The organism is Candidatus Oscillochloris fontis (genome assembly GCF_004138135.1).
GTDB classification, from domain to species: Bacteria; Chloroflexota; Chloroflexia; order Chloroflexales; family Chloroflexaceae; genus Oscillochloris; species Oscillochloris fontis.
The window spans coordinates 94,618-115,196 of sequence record NZ_RYFD01000002.1; the positions used below are offsets into that span (position 1 = coordinate 94,618).

At 51.8% G+C, this 20,579-nt stretch carries 12 protein-coding genes, 1 tRNA gene and 1 pseudogene; 8 read left to right on the forward strand and 6 right to left on the reverse strand.

Annotated features, from left to right (window positions below):
- Positions 1-15: 15 nt before the first annotated feature.
- On the forward strand, positions 16-1,143 hold the full coding sequence (locus tag EKD03_RS01490; RefSeq protein ID WP_129626585.1) for an alpha/beta hydrolase: 1,128 nt from the start codon (positions 16-18) through the stop codon (positions 1,141-1,143).
- A gap of 28 nt (positions 1,144-1,171) precedes the next feature.
- Here EKD03_RS01490 and EKD03_RS01495 read toward each other — a convergent pair whose 3' ends face one another.
- Positions 1,172-1,768: an ATP-dependent Clp protease proteolytic subunit gene (locus EKD03_RS01495; RefSeq protein WP_129626587.1), complete on the reverse strand. Its 597-nt coding sequence runs from the start codon at positions 1,766-1,768 to the stop codon at positions 1,172-1,174.
- Between the two features lie 243 nt (positions 1,769-2,011).
- On the opposite strand from EKD03_RS01495, the gene EKD03_RS01500 reads away from it, so the two are divergent.
- The 6 genes and pseudogenes from EKD03_RS01500 (at position 2,012) to EKD03_RS01525 (ending at position 9,146) form a co-directional block, all read left to right on the forward strand.
- A tRNA-Lys gene (locus EKD03_RS01500) sits at positions 2,012-2,086 on the forward strand.
- A gap of 110 nt (positions 2,087-2,196) precedes the next feature.
- The gene (locus tag EKD03_RS01505) at positions 2,197-2,736 is read left to right on the forward strand and encodes a YaeQ family protein (RefSeq protein ID WP_129626589.1); all 540 of its coding nucleotides are present in this window, start codon (positions 2,197-2,199) and stop codon (positions 2,734-2,736) included.
- 40 nt (positions 2,737-2,776) lie between these two features.
- Positions 2,777-3,553 carry a restriction endonuclease gene (locus EKD03_RS01510; RefSeq protein WP_129626591.1) on the forward strand — a complete coding sequence of 259 codons (777 nt, stop codon included), beginning with the start codon at positions 2,777-2,779 and terminating at the stop codon, positions 3,551-3,553.
- A 419-nt stretch (positions 3,554-3,972) separates the two neighbouring features.
- Complete coding sequence (locus tag EKD03_RS01515) at positions 3,973-8,037, forward strand: hypothetical protein (protein ID WP_161569154.1); 4,065 nt, start codon at positions 3,973-3,975, stop codon at positions 8,035-8,037.
- Positions 8,038-8,423: 386 nt separating this feature from the next.
- Positions 8,424-8,720, forward strand: a pseudogene (locus EKD03_RS19010) (NAD(P)-binding domain-containing protein); the annotation flags it as partial.
- A gap of 6 nt (positions 8,721-8,726) precedes the next feature.
- Entirely contained in the window at positions 8,727-9,146 is a 420-nt protein-coding gene (locus tag EKD03_RS01525; protein ID WP_129626595.1) for a TetR/AcrR family transcriptional regulator, read from the forward strand.
- 155 nt (positions 9,147-9,301) lie between these two features.
- Here EKD03_RS01525 and EKD03_RS01530 read toward each other — a convergent pair whose 3' ends face one another.
- Genes EKD03_RS01530 through EKD03_RS01550 form a run of 5 tightly spaced genes read right to left on the reverse strand, consistent with a single transcriptional unit; the run spans position 9,302 to position 18,141 of the window.
- Positions 9,302-11,293, reverse strand: a complete 1,992-nt coding sequence (locus EKD03_RS01530) for a peptidoglycan-binding protein (protein WP_129626597.1) — start codon at positions 11,291-11,293, stop codon at positions 9,302-9,304.
- A 16-nt stretch (positions 11,294-11,309) separates the two neighbouring features.
- Positions 11,310-12,557 carry a TolB family protein gene (locus EKD03_RS01535; protein ID WP_161569155.1) on the reverse strand — a complete coding sequence of 416 codons (1,248 nt, stop codon included), beginning with the start codon at positions 12,555-12,557 and terminating at the stop codon, positions 11,310-11,312.
- A 4-nt stretch (positions 12,558-12,561) separates the two neighbouring features.
- The gene (locus EKD03_RS01540) at positions 12,562-14,100 is read right to left on the reverse strand and encodes a CHAT domain-containing protein (RefSeq protein ID WP_129626601.1); all 1,539 of its coding nucleotides are present in this window, start codon (positions 14,098-14,100) and stop codon (positions 12,562-12,564) included.
- A gap of 36 nt (positions 14,101-14,136) precedes the next feature.
- Complete coding sequence (locus EKD03_RS01545; RefSeq protein ID WP_129626603.1) at positions 14,137-15,915, reverse strand: hypothetical protein; 1,779 nt, start codon at positions 15,913-15,915, stop codon at positions 14,137-14,139.
- 6 nt (positions 15,916-15,921) lie between these two features.
- Positions 15,922-18,141, reverse strand: a complete 2,220-nt coding sequence (locus EKD03_RS01550; protein ID WP_129626605.1) for an AlbA family DNA-binding domain-containing protein — start codon at positions 18,139-18,141, stop codon at positions 15,922-15,924.
- A 286-nt stretch (positions 18,142-18,427) separates the two neighbouring features.
- On the opposite strand from EKD03_RS01550, the gene EKD03_RS01555 reads away from it, so the two are divergent.
- A complete protein-coding gene (locus EKD03_RS01555) occupies positions 18,428-20,392 on the forward strand; it encodes an ELWxxDGT repeat protein (protein ID WP_129626607.1) in 1,965 nt (654 codons plus the stop codon).
- Positions 20,393-20,579 lie beyond the last annotated feature (187 nt).

Sequence of the window (20,579 nt, forward strand, 5' to 3'; positions counted from 1 at the left end):
TAGATTATAGTACATATGAAGCAAGCGCCCACAATCCTACGCGGACTCATCACCTGGCTCGGCCTACTCGACAGCCTCGCACACCACACCGGGCTACACGGGTTATCCTGGGGGCGCGGGGTTGGCGGAGTCATACTGAGTCTGCTCGGCATGGCCGGGCGTCCCAGGCTACGCGATCTGCTCACCAGCCTACCCCTGGCACTCCCGATCCAGATCGGCATGGCATGCCTCGCCAACCCTCACCTCAACCCCAAACACCAACTCACTCCTGGACATTATGTCAATCGAAGAATCGAACGCCTCGACATCCCCGGCGAATACGGCGCGATCCCAGCACTGCACATCATTCCCGCCAAGGAAGCACGCGCAGCGATCTGTGTTGCCCACGGCTCCGGGGCCGACAAGACCTTCTACGCATGGCGGCTGTGTGAAGCATTGGTAGCCGAAGGATTCGCCATCCTGCTGATTGACCTCGACGGCCATGGCGAGAGTCCGCGACCACAGAGCTACCCAGCGATCATCGAAAGCGTGGGCGCGGCGGCGCGCTGGTTACGCGAGCGCTATGCGTGGGTAGGACTGCTCGGCATGAGCCTGGGCGGAGCCGTCACCGCATGCGCGGTTGCCAACGGCGCACCCTGCGACGCCCTGGTAGTGTGGGAGAGTCCACCCCGGTTACGAGTGGACAAAGCGGGCTACCGGCGCATGCAGATCACGGAGATGCTGCGAGTAGCGCGCCCGCCACTCATCCACCTCTTCCGCGACGGCACGTTCTACCACATCCTCAAGGCGTGGCAGACCAGCGGCATCCGGGCGCAAATCGGCACCTGGGATCTCTTCGACGCGCTGGATCTGGTGGGGAGCTTAGAGCGCATCAAAGCCAACCCACAACGCCCGCCACTACTGCTGGTCTATGCCGGACGTGACGCAGTCCTACACCCAGGGAGCGAGCAAGAAGTCGCACGAGCGAGTGCGGGATGGGGCGAATTCCACCTGGTGCCACGTGCCAGCCACCTGACCTTACCACTTGAGCCACAGACAATCGGGATAAGTCGGGCATGGCTGGGGAAGATGCTACTCTCTCGTATGGTGGCGGCAATGCCGCCACCATACGAGAAAAAAGCGGGTCTAGAGCGTGGGTTTTAGGGCAACAGCCCTAAACATACATGGTCTTTTAACGCGAGCCATTCGGCTCCAGAATCGAATCGATCAAACCATACTCAATCGCCTGCGGAGCAGTGAGATAGGCATCACGACTAAAATCGTGCTCAATCCGCTCAACTGGCTGACCAGAATGTTCAGCCATAATCTCCCGCAACATCCGTTGCAGGCGCAGCATCTCATTCACCGCAATCTCAACATCAGGCGCATAACCCTCAGCCCCACCACCCGCCGGGTGGGAATGGATCGTCGCATTAGGCAACGCGAAGCGCTTACCCTTGGCCCCACCACACAGCAAGACCGTCGCCATACTGGCAGCGCGCCCGACACAAACCGTACAGACATCAGGCGAGATCAGTTGCATCGTATCGTAGATAGCCAAACCAGCCCGCACGACCCCACCGGGGCTATTGATATAGAGCCAAATATCGCGCTCAGGATCTTGATGCTGGAGCACCAACAACTGCGCCACGACCACCGCAGCCATATCATCATCAATCGGCGTGCCGATCATAATCACCCGCTCCTGAAGCAAGCGCGAGAAGATATCCCAACTACGCTCACCACGGGCGGTACGCTCGATAATCGTTGGAATGGGAACGGACGGCATAGAGCCCCCTCATTGAACAGAGATCGCGGGTTTGCGAATTTCAGTATAGCACAGTAACTGTTCACACTTCTCCTAGCTTCCAGTTTTTGACGCAAAGACGCAGAGGCGCAAAGCCTGCAACAAAACCTTTGCGTCTTTGCGCCTTTGCGTCAATCAGAAGCTTCCTTTACCCCAAGTGTGAACAGTTACATAGCACAGCTTTTTTGACGCTGCCTAGCACCTCGGCTATAATGGGGCGCGGAAGGGCCGGTAGCTCAGTGGTAGAGCACCTGACTTTTAATCAGAGGGTCGTGGGTTCGACCCCCACCCGGCTCACCAAACTCAGAAGCCTAGTGTCGTTTCGGCACTAGGCTTTATGATGTGTAGATGATTTTAGTGGTAAGACGCGGTGCCGATGCTACAATATGGATGCAAGGAGTACCCCCCCGATGGCCCAAGGAGCCACCATTTATAACCTAGCCATTGACCTCGCCGATATGGATCGCGGCGTCTATGAGACGCTGGATCTCCGCGTGGCCCGCCATCCCTCCGAGAGTACCGCCTACCTCGTTACCCGCGTGCTGGCCTATTGCCGCGAGTATACCGAGGGCATCGCGTTCAGCCAGGGCATTTCCGCCGGTGACGAGCCAGCGATCTGGGTGCGTGACGCTACTGGTCAGGTGACGGCATGGATCGAGGTAGGCTTGCCCGATGCCACCCGGCTACATCGGGGCAGTAAGTTGAGTGGGCGGGCCGTGATCTATACTCACCGCGATGCGACTCAACTCTGCACCCAGCTTGCCGGGCAGAAGATCTACCACGCCGAGAGTATCCCGGTCTACGCGCTGGATCGCCACCTGATAGATGGCTTGGCCACACACCTCGAACGACGCTGCGCATTGAGTCTCTCCATCACCGAGGGCCAGATCTTCGCTACGCTTGGCGAGGTGAGCCTGAGTGGCAGCATCACCACCCATCGCATCGCATGAACGCACCACCTTACATACATTAGGAGACAAGAACATCTCTATGGCACGTCGAAGATCAGGCCGTACTCGCTCTGATGCAAGCATCGCAGGACTGGGGGTGGTGATCTGTGTCGCTCTCTTCAGCACCTACCGCTGGATTGAAGGTCTATCGAACGAGTGGAGAGTTGCGGTGGTTATCCTCGCACTCTCAACGTTCTGCTTGGTTGCCTGGGCAATCGTCAATCTTATCCGCCACGCACAGCGCCGACGACTCAACCGCATCGCCCTCAGTCAACTCACGCCTACCGAATTTGAGCTACGGGTCCAGCAACTTCTCGCCGACTTAGGCTGGACAAAGTTACAACATCACGGAGGAAGTGGAGATCGTGGAACTGATCTGACTGGTTCTTACCAAGGAAAACGCTATGTCATTCAATGTAAGCGCTATCGAAAGAAGATACCACCATCCCACATCCGTGATCTAATCGGCACACTCTACATCCAGAAGGCGGATCGCGCACTATTGGTAACAACGAGCGGTTTTACTGCCCAGGGCTATGCCGAGGCCCGTAATCAGCCGATAGACCTCTGGGATGGCGAAACCCTCGCCATGCAGATCGAACAAGCCACGGCCCGTCAAGCCGACCCATCACATGTACAGGCGACCCGCAGGCGCATAGCGGTCGTGGTGATTGGAGCGGTCTTGATCAACATCGTTGCTATTGCATACGCCTTTCTGGCAACGGGATCACTACCCTATCTAGGGGATTCTTCTCAATACGCAAGCAGTTGGTCAGGCATCTTACCTTTCAGCCCACTCCATATTCAGCGCCAGTAACCGCGTCAGGATCGCCTCGTTGCTAATGGCGGCGTCCCAGTAATCAATTCCCTTACATACGGAAATAGCCCAAACGGCGCGAGATGTAGTGATCATCTCGTGTTGTTTATTATCCTTATTTCATTGTATCAAATATCACAAAAAAAGTATTTTTTAACGAATTTTGTAACCATATATTTACTTGACATTAACATCTATAGCAAGATATAATCCGCTTTAAGCAATGCTTCCCTCCTCGCAGTAGCATCCTTGCCTCCTCGTAGCAACATCCTTCACTCTTTTATTACACCATATTGCCAAAACTGTATCGTGCCTAATTCCTATCTCTGGAATTAGGCTTGATGTGTCTTCTGCATAGCGTGATATTGGCGCTACGTTGGTACATCCCAAGGTTGGGACACGGAAGAAACGAGGAGACGATGATGTCTAATCACAGGAATTGGCGTTTCACAACCATGGTGGCGGTCGTTGTAGGGCTGCTCGCCGTTCTCGCACTCACTCCAACCGCCCAGGCCCAAGAGGGAACGAGTACGCTGAAGGTGGATCTGAATGGTACGTGGTACAAGGATATTACGGTTGAGCTGTATGTCTCGGATGGAGTAAACGGTACCGTTAGTAATCAACTGTGGACCAAAGGCAATCAGCACGGTGCTTCGCGCACCTACAGTATCAACCCGGGTACGTATGATGTGCGCTTGGTTCAGGGCGGTCAGTCCTGGATTCAAGATGATCTCGTGTGTGGTCCTGGTATCTGCGAAGTCACGGGCTTCAAACAGACCTTAACGCTGGATCTGAGTGGCACGTGGTACAAGGACATTAGCGTCCAACTAAATATGGCTGGTGGTGCGAATATCTGGACTGTCGGCAACCAGCACGGGGCCACTCGCACCTACAACGTCCTTGCGGGTAAATACGATGTTGTGCTTACTCAAGGGCCGCAGAGCAAGACCATCGTTGGCATTGATTGCCAAGCCACCAGTTGTAGTCCACCTGTGCCGCGTAAGACCCTGACGGTGGATCTGAGTGGTACGTGGTACAAGGATATTAGCGTTGCCTTGTACAAAGACAACAATAGCGATCCGAGTGCCGAGACGTTGCTTTGGACGGTGGGCAACCAGCACGGAGCCACTCGCACCTACAACGTCCTTGAGGGTACCTACGATGTTGTGCTGATCCAGGGGTTGCAGAGCAATACCATCCCGAACGTCGTCTGTACGACGGAGGCACCCGGCGCTGATACCTGTGTCGCCAAGGTTCCCAGCGCGATCCTGACGGTGGATCTGAGTGGCACATGGTACAAGGACATTAGTGTCCAACTGAAAATAACTGGTAGTGGGGAGATCTGGACTGTCGGCAACCAGCACGGGGCTACCCGCACCTACAACGTTCTTGATGGTACCTACGATGTTGTGCTGACCCAAGGATCGCAGAGCAATACCATCCCGAACGTTGTCTGTACGACGGAGGCGCCCGGCGCTGATCCGTGTGTCGCTACAGTGCCGCGTAAGATCCTGACGGTGGATCTGAGTGGCACGTGGTACAAGGATATTAGCGTCCAACTGAATATGGCTGGTGGTGAGAAACTCTGGGCGGTGGGCAACCAGCACGGAGCCACTCGCACCTACAACGTTCTTGATGGTACCTACGATGTTGTGCTGACCCAGGGGGTACAGAACAACACCATTGGCGGCATTGATTGCCAGAACGCCAATTGTAGTGCGGATGTGCCGCACACGATTCTGAATGTGGATCTGAGTGGCACGTGGTACAAGGATATTAGCGTTCAGTTGAATAGAGATGGCGGTGAGACGCTCTGGACGGTGGGCAACCAGCACGGGGCCAACCGCGAGTACAACGTCCTTGAGGGTAAATACGATGTTGTACTTACCCAGGGGACGCAGACCCACTCTGTCAGTAGCATTCAATGCACACCTGCCGTGCCGTGTAGTGCTGGTGATGTTGTCGCCGATCTGCCCCTTGACCTGCGCCTCAACCTTGGCGGCAGTGTCACTACGAGCCTCTACGATAGTACTGGTATCTCCATCTGGAGTGTGGGCAACCAACACGGGGCCGAGCGCCACTACAATGTCCTCAAGGCAACCTACGATGTGGTTGTCACCGCAGCGGGTAAAGATTATCGCTGGGAGGACGTAAATTGTCTCGGTGAGGTGTGTGTTCTCGGTAATAGCACGCTCACTGTTGACTTCACGGGCATCAACAGTGTCCATGCCTACATCTACAAGAGCGACAACAAACCCAATCTGATTACCGGGCCACAGGTTGCGCAGCAAACGTGGAAGGATAACACGGCCTCTTTCGGCAACCTCCCCAGCGGTCTCTATGATGTCAAGCTGGTGAAGGGTTCCCAGACGAAGATCATTGACAATGTGATCGTCTTGGGGACAAATCCCGTCCTGAATGATATCGTGACCACCCTGACAGTGAAGTTCCCTGGCATCAGCAGCGTGCATACCTACGTGAGAACCACCGATGGCGCTGCGGTGGATGAGCGTACCTGGAAGAATGACGAGGTTCCCATCACGGTTCTCAAGGGAACCTACAATGTCGTGGTCGTCAAGGGGGCACAGCAGATCATTAAGCCTGTGGACTGCTCTGGCGACACCTGTGTCGTCGAGAACATCGTCGCCCAACTGAAGGTGGAGTTCCCTGGCATCACCGGGGTGCATACCTACGTCAAGACAACCAACGGTGCTGCGGTAGACGAGCGCACCTACCAGAACACTGGCTCGACCACGATCCCCGTGTTGAAGGCCCAAGCTCCCGAAAAGAGCCTCTACAAGGTCGTGGTTGTCAAGGGGGCGCAGCAGAATACGTATGATGTTGACTGTAGCACAGGGATCTGCACCATCAATGGGATCGTCTCCACCTTCACCCTGCACTTCCCCGGTAAAAGCAGCGTCCATGTCTACCTGAAGCTCAACGATGGCAACCCTGGCACCTACGGGGCCGCCGTGGATGAACGTACCTACCAGAAGGATAAAGCTACCTTTACGGCGCTCAAGGGTACCTACGATGTGCTGGTCAGGATCGGCAACGAAAGCTACGTCCTCGATGCCGTTGACCTCAACAAGGATACGTCGGTCTATACCCTCACCATCGTCAAACTGCTCAACTCCAAAGGTACACTCATCGCGACCGCTACACCTGTGGATTACTACGGTGGTACATGGAAGCCCCTGGGAACAACCACGAATGGGGTATTGAGCGTTGCTCTCCCCGGCGCACCCGCAAACTACAGCTTCCGCATGAACTATGCCGGAGCGCGCCAGGAGAAGTGGCAGAATCTGGCGAAAGATCCCATCGTCATCTTCCAGACCGTCAATGTGACGATGGAACTGCGCGATAGTAGCACGAGCCTGATCAAAGGCACGGCCGGGCCGGTACAGTATTACACTGGCACGTGGCTCGACTTCGGGGACAACGACACGCTAGAGGATGGGCAGGTGACGATGGAGTTGCTGCCGCTCAACTACAGCTTCCGCATGAGCTATGCCGGAGCGCGCCAGGAGAAGTGGCACACGGTTACACCTACGAGTTCAGTCGTCACCTTCAATACGGTTCGTGTGACGATGGAACTGCGTGATAGTAGCCTGGAGAAGAACCTGATCACCGGCACGAACGAGACGGTACAGTACTACACCGGTACGTGGCGCGACTTCGGAACCGGCGACACGCTGGAGGATGGGCAGGTGAAGATGGAGTTGCTGCCGCTCAACTACAGCTTCCGCATGAGCTATGCCGGAGCGCGCCAGGAGAAGTGGCAGAACGTGGCTACGAGTCCAGTTGTTACCTTCCAGACGGTCAGCGTGACGATGGAACTGCGTGATAGTAGCAACAAGCTGATCATCGGCACGACCGGGCCGGTGCAGTACTACACCGGTACGTGGCACGACTTCGGGGCCGCCAACGACACGATGGAGAATGGGCAGGTGACAATGGAGTTGCTCCCGCTCCAGTACAGCTTCCGCATGAGCTATGCCGGGGCGCGCCAGGAGAAGTGGCACACGGTTACACCTACGAGTTCAGTCGTCACCTTCAATACGGTTCTGGTGACGATGGAACTGCGTGATAGTAGCAACAAGCTGATCACCGGCACGACCGAGACGGTGCAGTACTACACCGGTACGTGGCACGACTTCGGAACCGGCGACACGCTGGAGGATGATGGGCAAGTGATGATGGAGTTGCTGCCGCTCAACTATAGCTTCCGCATGAGCTATGCCGGGGCGCGCCAGGAGAAGTGGCAGCACGTGGGCAGCAACGCAACAGTTACCTTCCAGACCGGGCAGGTGAATTTCAACACAACCATCACTCCGACTCCGACGCGCTACTATACGGGTACGTGGCGTACCTTCAACAACAACATGCAACTCTTGCCGGGGAACTACCTCTTCGACTTTGCCAACATCCCCGACAAGTACTACACCATCGCCGGGGGGAAGGAGAATAATATCAATCCCTAGCCCTATTCCTCAGCGTATAACCAACGCGGGCGGGTGGCTACGTGCCACCCGCCCCTTACTTTGCAGCCCGCTCCATATTCACCCTCTGAATGCAATGCCTTAATACAAGAGGCCCGTCAGTATTCCAGGGCCAAGGGCCGGGGCGACATAAGCCCAGACCAACTCCCAGCCCCAAAAAACGCCAATCGTGCCGGAAGCGCAACACAAGCGCCTGGGAGGGAATAACCATGACGCCCCCCTACGTCCGCCTTGATAATACTAAACCGTATGGTATTCTAATTACCATGATCGGCCTATCATAAAGGAGCAATCCCATGCGTATTGCGATCATCGGTGCGGGCAACATCGGCGCGACTCTGGGTGCCAAATGAGCCAACGCAGGCCACACCATCTCCTTTGGGGTACGCGATCCCCAAAGCGCGAAGACTCGCGCTGCCCTGAGCGCCGCTCGCCCCCATGCCACTGTCACCAGCATTGCCGAAGCACTCGTTGGCACTGAGGTCGTCCTCCTCTCGCTACCCGGTGATACCGTAGCTGCCTTTGCCCAGGAACACGCCGCTGCCCTCAACGGTACCTTCGTGATTGATACCACCAATCAGTTTGGTCATCCGGTCATGAATGCGATTGCGACGATTGCATGCGTACAATATCGGGCGCAGGTGTGGACAGATCACGAGAGGTAAGCGCGGATGGGAACCACAACCGATTCTGATGCGATGGACACCGAGCGTGTCCCCGGACGCCCACGGGAGCCTGTGGTGAACCGTCGCATCCTTGATGCTGCCCTCCACCTCATGGTTCAGAGTGGCTATATACGCATGACGATGGATCAGGTGGCAACCCTGGCCCAAGTCACCAAGCCCACCATCTACCGTCGCTACCCCAGTAAGATCCAGATCGCCCTAGCCGCCATCGCCTCCTACTGTGATCAGGCTCCCCCTAACTATAACGGTGACACCCGCAATGACCTGATTGCTCAAATGGAGAACTTCCGCCACGGCCTCGACCGCCCCCATGGCAATGCTCGGCACCGCCCTCGCCGAAGAGCACGAGACACCCGAACTGCTCGCTCATTTCCGCGAGTACCTCGTCACACCACGTCGCACTAGCCGAGAATATGCTGGTGGGCAATTACTACGCCCATTACCTGCAGGCTACCCCTTCCCTCCTGATTGGGCTACTCGTGTGGTAGATGCGGTGCTGACAGGTATGCGGTGGTAACCTACATTGCTCGGTAGCTCAAGCGAAGTTATACATAACATCTCTATTCAAAATCGAAGCGACCCATAAACCAGATGCGATCCTCATTCGCACTGAGTCGCAACATCTCACCTGAAATATTAAGAAGATATGGTTGCCACACATCCTGGCTGGGCTGATTTGCGAAGACAAGGGTCGTTTCATTCAACCAGATAGGGTTACTATTTGGTCCAGGAAGATACGTCAATTGGCGTAGATCAGACCCATCAGAGCGCATAATACAAATCTGGCGATCAGCAGTGTTTGATTTAGAATTACGAACGAACGCAATAAAACGACCATCTGGCGACCAAGCGGGAATATCCTCGTAAAAGTCATCTGTATTGGTGAGATTGATTGCACCACTACCATCCGCATTGGCCACGAAAATCTCGAAATTTTTTCCTGTCCAGTGGGTAAATGCAACCTTTCCAGTAGATGACCAATCTGACCAACCAGCATGTTCGGTGCGCCACTGCATGTTCCGACCAGTTGAGAGATGATAGAGGTAATTCCTTGCCGATGCCGAACCACCTTCGCTCGTTTCAGCAGTATAGAGCAATGAATTACCATCAGGAGACCAAGCAGGGAATTGACTATCAAGTTGCGGTAAAGAAGCTTGATATATATCACCATTGAGAGTATCGAAAACCCATATCGAACCAAGCTCATTATCAGATCGAGTTGAGGTAAATGCGAGTCTCTGTGTTCCTGGATGCCATGCCGGATCGAACGCATCACCGCCCGTATCAAGATAGCGCAATTCACGGATTCCAGGCAGAACGATGGCGAGTTGCCATTGTTTGTTGATTCCACGCACAGATATCAAGAGTGGTGTGGGAAGAAACTCGGTGGAAGAGAAATTGATCGGGCGAAAACGTGCGGAGTTCTCAGCATATTCACTGATTCGATCCATGCGCAACGCCTGACTGGAGAGGAGACTACACCATGTTTTTGATCCAACTACTCCATCAATCTCAAGTTCGTTCTGTAACTGAAATTCTTTAACTGCTGCTTTGGTCTGCGGACCAAAAATTCCATCAACAAATCCAGGATGATAGCCAAGGTGAGTGAGCCTTGTTTGTACAATCTGCACATCATCACCGCTCAGACGATCAGTATTTTGTGTATTCAGAAAAAGTGTACGTAGATCTGCACAGGCTAAGTCAGATTGAACCGTTGCTGAACTCAGCAGTAGGTTATCAAAATTGACACGCATCTGACTCTCTGCTTGGACAAATAATCCAATCTGCCCATATCGTTCAGGAAATACTGTCCCGCGAAGAATTACGTCGCCATCAACCAATACAACAAGGGAATCTATTAATCGATCAATCGCTAACGTAATTGGACGATCAGGACGTGGCACATCAAATGAACGAGAATCAGCCTGTATGACATATGGCTGCATCTCACCCATAACCTTCTGTAAGAGTGCTACTTCGCCATCCAAGTTCACCGTCACTGCATAGTAGGCAAGATTTCGATAATCATTTGGATCGCCTTGAACATCAAACATCACACCGAAACGCCCACTCCCTTGAACCGAACGAATATCAACCATTAAACGTGTCGGTATAATATTTATTTCGGAATGAATATCATAGATAATTTGCTGAGGTAATGACACATCGAACAAATAGCCCTCAGCACTATATCCATTTGCATTGCCATTCTGATCCAGATAGAGCGGCGTCCAACCACTTTGAGGTGATGAGAAATCATCATAGTAGACTGGTGTATGAGCAGCAACGACTGGTGCAACTGGTGAATTAGTAGCAGTAGGCGTGATAGCATAATCAACTGATGAGACAAACGGAGACGGCGTTGGGGTAGTGACTGTTGCCACTATACTTGTTGATAGTGCTATATGTGTAGGATTATCTACAATATCAAAAAGAGATTGATTATTGGTTTCAACTACAACAACACTTTGTGCATGGATCAGCATTCCAATAGTTACAATCAGCGCGAAGATTCCAATACCGACCAAGGTGATGATCATTGGACGACGCATGCATCTCTCCTAGTAGCTATGGCTCCCAACTGGGATACTCGCCCCATGTGAATTTTTGTGCTGTTTCGTTACTGAACCACCGCATACGCATGGTTCCCTCGTCTACTATCAGGATGCCGCGACTCGTCGGAGACCAGAGCGCTGTCAGTGGAACGTAGCGACCACGATCAGAGAACAGAACCTTTGAATTACTACCATCATAGTTGGCAATCGAGAGAGCCACTTCGCCTGTAGAAGAAGAAAAGCTCTGGAAGAACATACGTGATCGATCAGGCGACCAAGAGACGGCATGACTCACATCCGTAGCTATGATGTCTCGTGGTAATCCTCGTCCGATTATCTGCAACTGTTCACCATTGGGTTTCACTCGATAGAGAGTAGACACGTTTGTATTAGGATCAACTTGTGTAAACAGCAACAAATCGCCACGCGGTGACCAGATTGGGAAGAAGTTATTCCCAGTTACAAGAACCTTTATCAGTGTACTTCCATCAATATTTGCAGTCATCAAAACTCGAACTGTGTCATCAATAGTCGAAGTTCCAATGTAGGCAATCCGTTGCCCATCAGGCGACCATACTCCTTCGCTGCGGTGGGTAAACTGATCATTTGGTGCAAACTCACGTATCTTCGCATCTGGAGTGACTATTTGGAGTGACCAAATATCTTCTGGGGAACGTTCCGTTACTAACACCTCATCGCGCTTCGGATGCCATATAACCTGAGGAATGGCTAAGGCAAGTGAGATCGTATTGACACGATTCTGAGCAATATCAACGATGTGAAGTTCAGAATCCCCACTATTAGAACTCATCACAGCAACATAATTTCCACTTGGAGCCCATGCCCTATCTGGCAGGATGGATGTAGGTGGCAGCATAACCTGGAATTCAGATTGACCGTTACTCTTAGCGATCAGCAGCGTTGTACCTGATGGCTTTTCAACAATAGTCGCAAAGCGCCCACCACGCGGTGACCATTGTGGTGGCCCAAAGCTTCCATTTAATCCTGATATGCGTAATGGTCGTGGTTCCGTGCCGTCGGCACGGATAACCCCTAGCGAACCATCCGTCAGATAGATAATCTGTTTCGATGCTCGCCATTCCAACCAAGTGAAAATCAGAAAGAGTACCACCAAGCCAATGAATCCAATGCGAAACCAATAGAAAAAATCACGCCACGGAAACGGATCATCCTTTGCCGAAAGGTTCGACGTTCCAGCCCAGAGATGTGTGTTGCTCTTACCATTCTGTGGGGATTGCATAATCTCATCCTTCATCGGCACACTGAAGCGTAAACGTGGCGATATGGCGTTCCCATACATTTGTCTGGCGTACCAAGTATCGTATATCAACTGAGAAAGTCGTCCCAGATGTAATACTACCAAAGACTAGGTATACCTCGATTGGCAGTGAATATTGACCTGCATGAACACGAGGAATACGTATTTGATGTGGCGTTAGTTGTACACCTCGAGGCATCTGTCTTGCCGTCATATTAATTGACTCAACATCATATGACGACGTATTGAAAGCAACCAGTGACCATTTTCGAGTCTGGGTATCTTGGTTAAACTCCAATTCAAGAACACCTGCCCGTGCCAAATGTACTATCACCTCCGGTAATGATTTAATCACGAGATGACGTCCAGGCGCAATATCCCCATCATTACGAGGACTACGTCCAAACTGTGGTGGCACACGCAAATAGAGAGTCGGTACAAACCAACTCATCCGATCTGCCTCAACACCAAAGAGGCTGCGACGCGCTTTAGTAAGAGAGGATTGTATTGATGTACCTTTGGAAAGTAGTTCATCATAAAAAATATCAACAAACTGATGTGATATTTCCGAACGAATTTGTAATTGCATCGCTACAACAGCACCAGCAGCATAGCTCAAGGCCGGTGCAACACCCGTGAGTAGATCACCTTCAACTATCATTGCAGATTGACATGCTTGTATCACTGCGAGATGAACCGTTCCAATCAATAGACTAAACTGTTCAGCACTGATTCGTCGCTGTTTTCCCTGCTGATCACCATCGAGAAGTAACCAACCCTCCTGATCACGATAGACTCCATGGCCTGTATAGTGGACAATGTGTGGTCTACGGACAGCAGAACGCATATATGCATCAAGCCCATTTGGTGTAACTGGACTTAAGATATCATAAGTCAATACACCCTGTTTTTTTAATCTTTCAAATAGATTTATTTGCAATAAACGATTCGAATCTTTCATTGCAAAATGTGGCAAAAGTACTAATATATGAGGAACTTCATTCACTGCAAGTTCTTTTGGTATTGCCTGACCAAATACAATATTACGTTCACATGAAATCTCAACACCAGGAGTCATTAGCAAAAAATGATGTTGACTTCGTAATAATTCCCATGGCAAGGCCGCAAATCCCACACACTGAGGAGGAAAACGTAAGAGGTAATTGAGCGCACGCTCAGAGTTGCGAGCAGATCCAATTGCTTGCTCAATAAGTGCCTTCCCCTGAGCACCCAGCGATTCATAGAGTGCAGCACCAATAATATGTGCCGACTGAGGAGCAACATTATTAAACTGTTCACTCCAAAGACTGTGGTACTTTAGGATCGCTATCTCCGCAGCACTAAAAGAATGCGGTGCTTGAAGCGAATCCAGAGCTTTGATCACTACGGGGAGATCATCAGCAGGGTATGGCGAGACAAATACGGTATTAATACCATCATTTAGCTCACTGAACCAGCGAATAAGCGCATCCGACCCACTGTAGGCAAATTCAAGGGTTAGATTGAGTGTCTGTTTTGCATTCATAGATTATCTTCACCTGAAATAGCAACGGAAATCATCTTAATTTGCCGGAGGCAACATATTATTCAACCTATCTACAATCAATTCACAGGTATTATTTGTGTCGTTTACAATCTGAGGACTTCGAGGATCATACAAACAGCGAGCACGAATATCAATATTCGTAGATATTTGCGGTTGATTTAAGTTGTATGTACTACCGCTGATTACAATATGAATATCCACTGCCTCCAATGAGACATGTTCGTATTTACGTCCGACAACATCCCAATAGCGCAATTGGTGATTCAGTGTACTACTGAGAGGCTCACGGCGCGGCATTGCTTCCTCAATACGTTGGATATCGACTCCTATCTCGGTGAGTACCTGGATAAGTTTCTCCAAAAGATCTCCTGTAGGTGCAGCAGCCGTATCAATACGTTTAGCAGAGACATGCTCATGCTCTTGAGCTAATACCGCGATATTCGCCGTTAGTGTGCCTTGAATCACACTCTTTGCTTTCACACTTGGCCGCGTTCGTGGTAGTGCCATAAGACCCATAGGATCCCATACATGATCAAGCGGTACTTGAATCCCAGACAAGGCCGCTGCAACGGTGATTTGATATGAGCCTTGAAGGAAGGGAGGCGCATTCTTCCCAAGAAGGGGTTCGCTAAAACGCACACTCAACCTTATTGAACCATTTTTCAACATGAGGTTATGCCACATAACCTCAATGTTACTGCCATTCTGTGAATAACGACCAAACTCAACATGGAGAACCTTTCCGAGTTCGACTGGAATGAGCAGCCTACACTCGTTAAGGAGGCATGGTACTTGCACATCCTCTAGCTTAAAGGTAAGATGTAGTGTGTAACTGTCAAAATTTGAAATTTGAGGTGTACACTCTAGTTTATTACGCATACATCGCAGATCAGTATCTGTTTGAAGAACTGTCGGATTGATCTGATACGGAGCATCAAAACGAAGCATTGTACGTGTTGGTTTGCCCTGAACAACAAAAGAAGTATCAATCGGTTGGCGCAGAAGAATCCTATAATCATAGTCAATAGGAGGGTTAAACGTAAGGTATTTACGCCCCTCAAGTGCAACAACCCCTGCAAAAAGATAGTCACCGACTCCGGCTCCACGATAAGATGCATACGTATCACAATACGTGCGGTAGGTACTTAGCGCATCTTCCTCAGGTAGTACTTGAACGGTTACAGTGCCAGCAAATGTACCTGGAGTGGGTGTGGGGGTACTATTGGCCAAATCAAGCTTGTAGTGCTCCTCAATGTCAATCTGGTAAGCCCCAAAAAGTGGGAAATCATTGATTGCTGGGCGCTGACCCTTAGCTTCACGGTGGTAAATGGTATTCCGCTCGATAATCTTCCAAAAGGCGACGCTGAGCATAAAAACAGCCCCAAAGATCGCCGTAGCAAGCGACAGGTAGACAATCCCACCCTCGATATACCCACTCCACTGGTTCATACGTGGCCAGATCAAGAAAATGCCACCGCAGAGGAGAAACACAGCACCAAGCAAACCTATGGCTTGAACCAACGGCTTACTCCAAATAAAGTGCTGAAACTCGCGCACATGCGCCGCAGACTTGAAACGATCATCCAAGGTTTTGAAGCCCGGAAAATCATGCTGCTCCCGCAACAAGGCGATCCGATCCGGGTTTGTCTCCTCGATTGTCAAGTATTGACCCGAATGATGGCAAATACGATGAGCAGGAGCAACATAACTCTCATGGCTACGAACAGCAGTCGTATTATTGCGTCGCAACCGAATGTTTGGCTGAATTTCATCACCAGGAAACTGTATCGTCATATGCTATTACTCCGTGCGTAGAAAATGTAGTCGCTCCTGGATCAACTGACTAAGTTCAACCTGGAGACGTGCCATCTCACTACCTGTCCCATGGTTCATACCCGACATAACAATGCGTACATCCAAATGTCCTGCATTGATTTGCTTTGTGTCAGTGTGCCGTTCAAACTGCAACTCACGGGAAATACTATGAGTAAAGTACTGAAAGCCAAGAATGAGGTAAATATCCTGATGATCGTTGCTACGTATACCCTGAAAAAATACAGGTTTATTTATTGTCAAGTGTGATACATCCATTTCCGAGAGCGAGGATATGACCTTAATCTTCTGAAAACCAAGATCAGCACACGCTTGTTGAATATCTGCTATACGTTCACGAAATTCAAAACCAAGACTAACATCAGGGACTTGAAAATGGAGCAGTGACGCCCGACGACGACGAGTAAAGAGTTCACCTGCAAGAACCTTCATACGAGCAATAATGCGTGTAGATTTATAGATTGGCACTCTATCTAAGATCGGGTGCTGAGGCTTTACTTCACATTGTAGACCAGAAGCCAACATGTTATTAATTTTAATCTGAAATACCCCGCTGAGTATATTATCGTTTTTCGTATTAGGATCATGAACCTCAGCAAATGCTTGGCGTAAGGGTGTTATTAGTTCGCAGATATCAGCATCAGAACCTTCACGTTTTATAAAAGGTACATTGCGCCAGACCATAGCGCGTGTCTGATGATCAAAGAGAGGGAAGGAGTGTTTATTAGGCATACTGAGAGGATGGCGACCCCACTGAAGATCACCATAAAGCAATACAACCAGATCTCTACTTATACCGTCATGCACATATTGCCCAGATCTCAGCATGTACCGTCGGTAAAGTTCAGACTGATCCATCGTGATCATCAGCGTACCATTCCACTTATACGCAACTTTTTTATAGGTTGCCACCGTCAAGGGATGGCCTTTTATGCGCAGGATAACGATACGCTCACCATCAACCGTTGCAAACTCCGGCTGGGGATTGAAGATTTGAGGTACAACATCAGTAAGTGCTTGGCGAAGTCGTTCATCAAAGCTCTGATTTGTATGTTGATTAGCAAATTTCGATAACCCACTTTGAGGTGAATCAAGATGACGAACAACTATCAAACCCTGACCTACCTCAGCATTTACAAGTGACACAAGAGCTCGGCCAAGATCATCTTTCGTAACCTCACCCTTCTCACTCCCTAATATGATGACGTCGGATGTTGAGCCCATAGTAATCAGACCACGAATATCTCCAATAGGCTGAAGTGGTAATGCAGAAGGCGTCTTTTTTGGTAAAGGTTCATTGACTGTCGTAGATCGCCGGCGAACAAAAAACTTACCATCTACTGTATGTGATCCGACCTGCGAGGGAAGTATGGTAACCCGAGCGACAATGATTCCCTGCTCATTTTTTAGCAGATCAGGTTGCGCAAATACCACCGGAGGATTACAACGAAGTGCCGCTTGAAGCAGTCGGTATTGAAGCTGTTCTAGTCTTTTATGCTCATCTTCATCTTTCAAGCCTATGACGCTACCCGATGAGTTCACCCCAATAAGAATCCGCCCACCAGTTCCATTCGCAAGAGCAGTCATACTCTCTGCAAGGAGCGATTCGTGCTGATCAGAATCTATAAATATTTGTATATCACTCTCCTGCTCAAGCAACATGCGTCGCAGTTCTTCGCCGGGAGCAGACATAAACAGAGATTCATTTAATTGTGGCACCCATAGGCTGAGTTTTAATCGCAGATCATTTATGAAAGCATCATTGTTATCAAAGAGCAGGTGAGTGAGGTATTCACTATTAACTGATGGGTCAATAGCTGCACCATCAAATACCGTACCATCCGTTGCAAGTAATGTATCGCGAGGGGTGGGCGGCGTATAGTTCCACTCCCAAACCGTCTCACTACTATTTCGAAGCCGCTTCGTAAGATCAGTACCTACAGGTAGATCGATACGTTGCGTACTCTGATGAGTATCATGAGGAGGAATGCTCAATCGAATTTCACCGAGAGGAACAGGATTACCAGGGGTTTCGTTTGCAAGAATTCGTCCATCATACGGAACCGTGACCGTCACCTGACCAGTTGCAGAGGTGAAGGTAATGATAGTAACATCGCCAACCTCGATATCATAGGTGTATGTCTCCTCGATGATAACCACCGAGCGTGCATCACTATCATTGCTCATACCAATCCATCTCCTTAGTAACAAGGGTAAACTTTATGTCTAGTTACTCGTTCATCAGTCCCTTTATGTCCAGCAACTAGTCAGAAATCTTCGGCACTCATCTGACACCTAGTTAGTAGCAGGATATTGGAAAAACCGCTTGCGACATTATCTTAGCAATTGATCCAAAGACTCATCATGCTCCTTAACAGCCACCTCTCAGCCCCCCACAACATCCATGTCATCGCCATGCACCGCAGCGCCATGCTATCCTCACCATAGCATGTGATCTGAAAGGAGCTTTCCGATGCGTCGCGTGATTCTTCCCTTACTCATCCTTGTCACCCTCCTTCCCGCCTTTCCCGCTGCGGCCCAGGATGATCGCCGCTGTTTCCCGGAAACCGGCTTCTGTATCCACGGGCGCATCCGTACCTTCTGGGAACAGAATGGCGGCTTGCCCGTCTTTGGCTACCCGGTTGGTTCCCAACAAGAGGCGATGGTCGAAGGTCGCCCCTTCCAGACCCAGTGGTTCGAGCGCACGCGCCTCGAACTGCATCCTGAAAATGCGCCGCCCTACGATGTCCTCCTCGGTCGTATCGGTGCCGACCGCCTCGCCCAACAGGGTCGCCCCGATTGGCAGCACTTCCCCCAGGATGCCCAGCGTGGCGATTGTCTGCGCTTCGAGACTGGCCATGCTGTGTGTGGGGCCATCCTGGGCGCGTGGCAGGCCCACGGCTTGGAGTTTGATGGCCGCCCTGGGCCGAGTTATGCCGAGAGTCTGGCGCTCTTTGGTGTGCCGCTCAGTTCGCCCACGCTAGAGGTGCTGGAGGGCCAGGTCTATACCGTGCAGTGGTTCGAGCGCGCCCGCTTTGAACTGCACCCCGAACATGCCCCGCCCTACCATGTTCTACTCGGTCTGCTCGGTAACGAGATCCGCGCCAATGCCCCTACCGCACCACAATCTGCTGGCTCCGAGGTTGATCAGATGACCAGCGTCGGTAACGCGGTCTTCTTTAGTGCCCACGATACCCCCCACGGACGCGAGCTTTGGATCACCGACGGGACGCCCGCTGGAACGCGGCTCGTCAAGGATCTGATCCCCGGCCCAGATGGCGGTAGCCCCCACTGGATGGTTGATCTGAATGGGCTACTCCTCTTTTCCGCCCAAACGAGTGCGTTTGAACGTGACGCGCTCTGGCGCTCGGACGGCACCACCGAGGGTACCTATCCACTGCTCCCGGTCAATCAGGTGGCCGACCCGGTGCAACTCACGGTTGTCGGCAATCGGGTCTTCTTCGTCGCCGATGATGGTATCCACGGCCAAGAACTCTGGATGAGCGATGGCACCAGCACTGGTACGCGCATGGTCACGGAGATCTACCCCGGCGAACAGGGCATCTACCCCGAACAGAACATGCCGATGGGCTTCTTCCCCTTCGGGCTGACGCGAGTCGGCAACCGCCTCTTCTTCCACGCCGAAGCCCCTGGCCACGGCTATAGCCTGTGGGTGAGTGATGGCACAGCCGCAGGCACCCGCTTTGTCTCGCGCCTCACTACCGCCACCACCTCGCCCGAATACTGGGATCTGACCGCCCTGAATGAAACAACGCTGCTCTTCATTGCGCGTACCGGACGCCTCAACTATGGCCTCTACCGCTCGGATGGTACGGCAGAAGGAACCTATCTGATCCGCGATCTCAGCTACACCACCGATAGCGGTGCCATGCGGCTCTACCCACCCGTAAGTGGGCTACGGGCGATAGGAGGGCGGGTCTACTTCATTGAGGGTCTGGCCCTCAAGCAGAGCGACGGGACAGCGGCGGGGACGATCCAGATCTCCCAGTTTTTGCCGGGGCCAGTAGCCGCGATTGACGGGCGCGCCTACCTGCTCTCGCTGAGTCGCCCGTATGGCTTCGATCTCGTCCCGATCAGCCGGATGCTGGAAGAGACGGTGGTTAGCACCATCGCCCCGACCCTCTACCAAGCCAACGCCATGCCCGTCAGCGCCGCCGGACGGCTCTTCATCGCCGTCAACGGCACCCAAGGACGCGCCGAACTCTGGGTCAGCAACGGCACCGAGGCAGGCACCCAACCCGTACTGGCACTCCAAGGTCGCCTCTTCGGGCAGACCGACGGCCTGCAAGCGGAACGACCCGCCGCCACCCTGGGTACACGCCTCATCTTCGCCGCCGATGATGGTGTCAACGGGGGTGAAGTGTGGATCAGCGATGGCACGCCGCGTGGCACCATGATGTTGAAGGATATTCAATAAATTGTAGGGGCGAAGCATCGCCCACCAGATGACCGGGGGAACCCCAACCATGTTGGGAGGCGATGCTTCGCCCCTACGCGATGTTCGGGAACCCGACGATGATGCGGGAACCCCGGCGATAAACGGGATGTCCGGGGAAACCCCGGCGATGATGCGGGAAACCCCGGCGATAAACGGGTTGGCGGGC

Coding starts and splice junctions, on each gene's coding strand:
- EKD03_RS01505 (WP_129626589.1), top strand. CDS start 2,197: ATGGCCCAAGGAGCCACCATTTATAACCTAGCCATTGACCTCGCCGAT.
- EKD03_RS01555 (WP_129626607.1), top strand. CDS start 18,428: ATGCGTCGCGTGATTCTTCCCTTACTCATCCTTGTCACCCTCCTTCCC.
- EKD03_RS01535 (WP_161569155.1), bottom strand. CDS start 12,557: ATGCAATCCCCACAGAATGGTAAGAGCAACACACATCTCTGGGCTGGA.
- EKD03_RS01550 (WP_129626605.1), bottom strand. CDS start 18,141: ATGAGCAATGATAGTGATGCACGCTCGGTGGTTATCATCGAGGAGACA.
- EKD03_RS01530 (WP_129626597.1), bottom strand. CDS start 11,293: ATGCGTCGTCCAATGATCATCACCTTGGTCGGTATTGGAATCTTCGCG.
- EKD03_RS01495 (WP_129626587.1), bottom strand. CDS start 1,768: ATGCCGTCCGTTCCCATTCCAACGATTATCGAGCGTACCGCCCGTGGT.
- EKD03_RS01515 (WP_161569154.1), top strand. CDS start 3,973: ATGATGTCTAATCACAGGAATTGGCGTTTCACAACCATGGTGGCGGTC.
- EKD03_RS01490 (WP_129626585.1), top strand. CDS start 16: ATGAAGCAAGCGCCCACAATCCTACGCGGACTCATCACCTGGCTCGGC.
- EKD03_RS01510 (WP_129626591.1), top strand. CDS start 2,777: ATGGCACGTCGAAGATCAGGCCGTACTCGCTCTGATGCAAGCATCGCA.
- EKD03_RS01540 (WP_129626601.1), bottom strand. CDS start 14,100: ATGAATGCAAAACAGACACTCAATCTAACCCTTGAATTTGCCTACAGT.
- EKD03_RS01545 (WP_129626603.1), bottom strand. CDS start 15,915: ATGACGATACAGTTTCCTGGTGATGAAATTCAGCCAAACATTCGGTTG.
- EKD03_RS01525 (WP_129626595.1), top strand. CDS start 8,727: ATGGGAACCACAACCGATTCTGATGCGATGGACACCGAGCGTGTCCCC.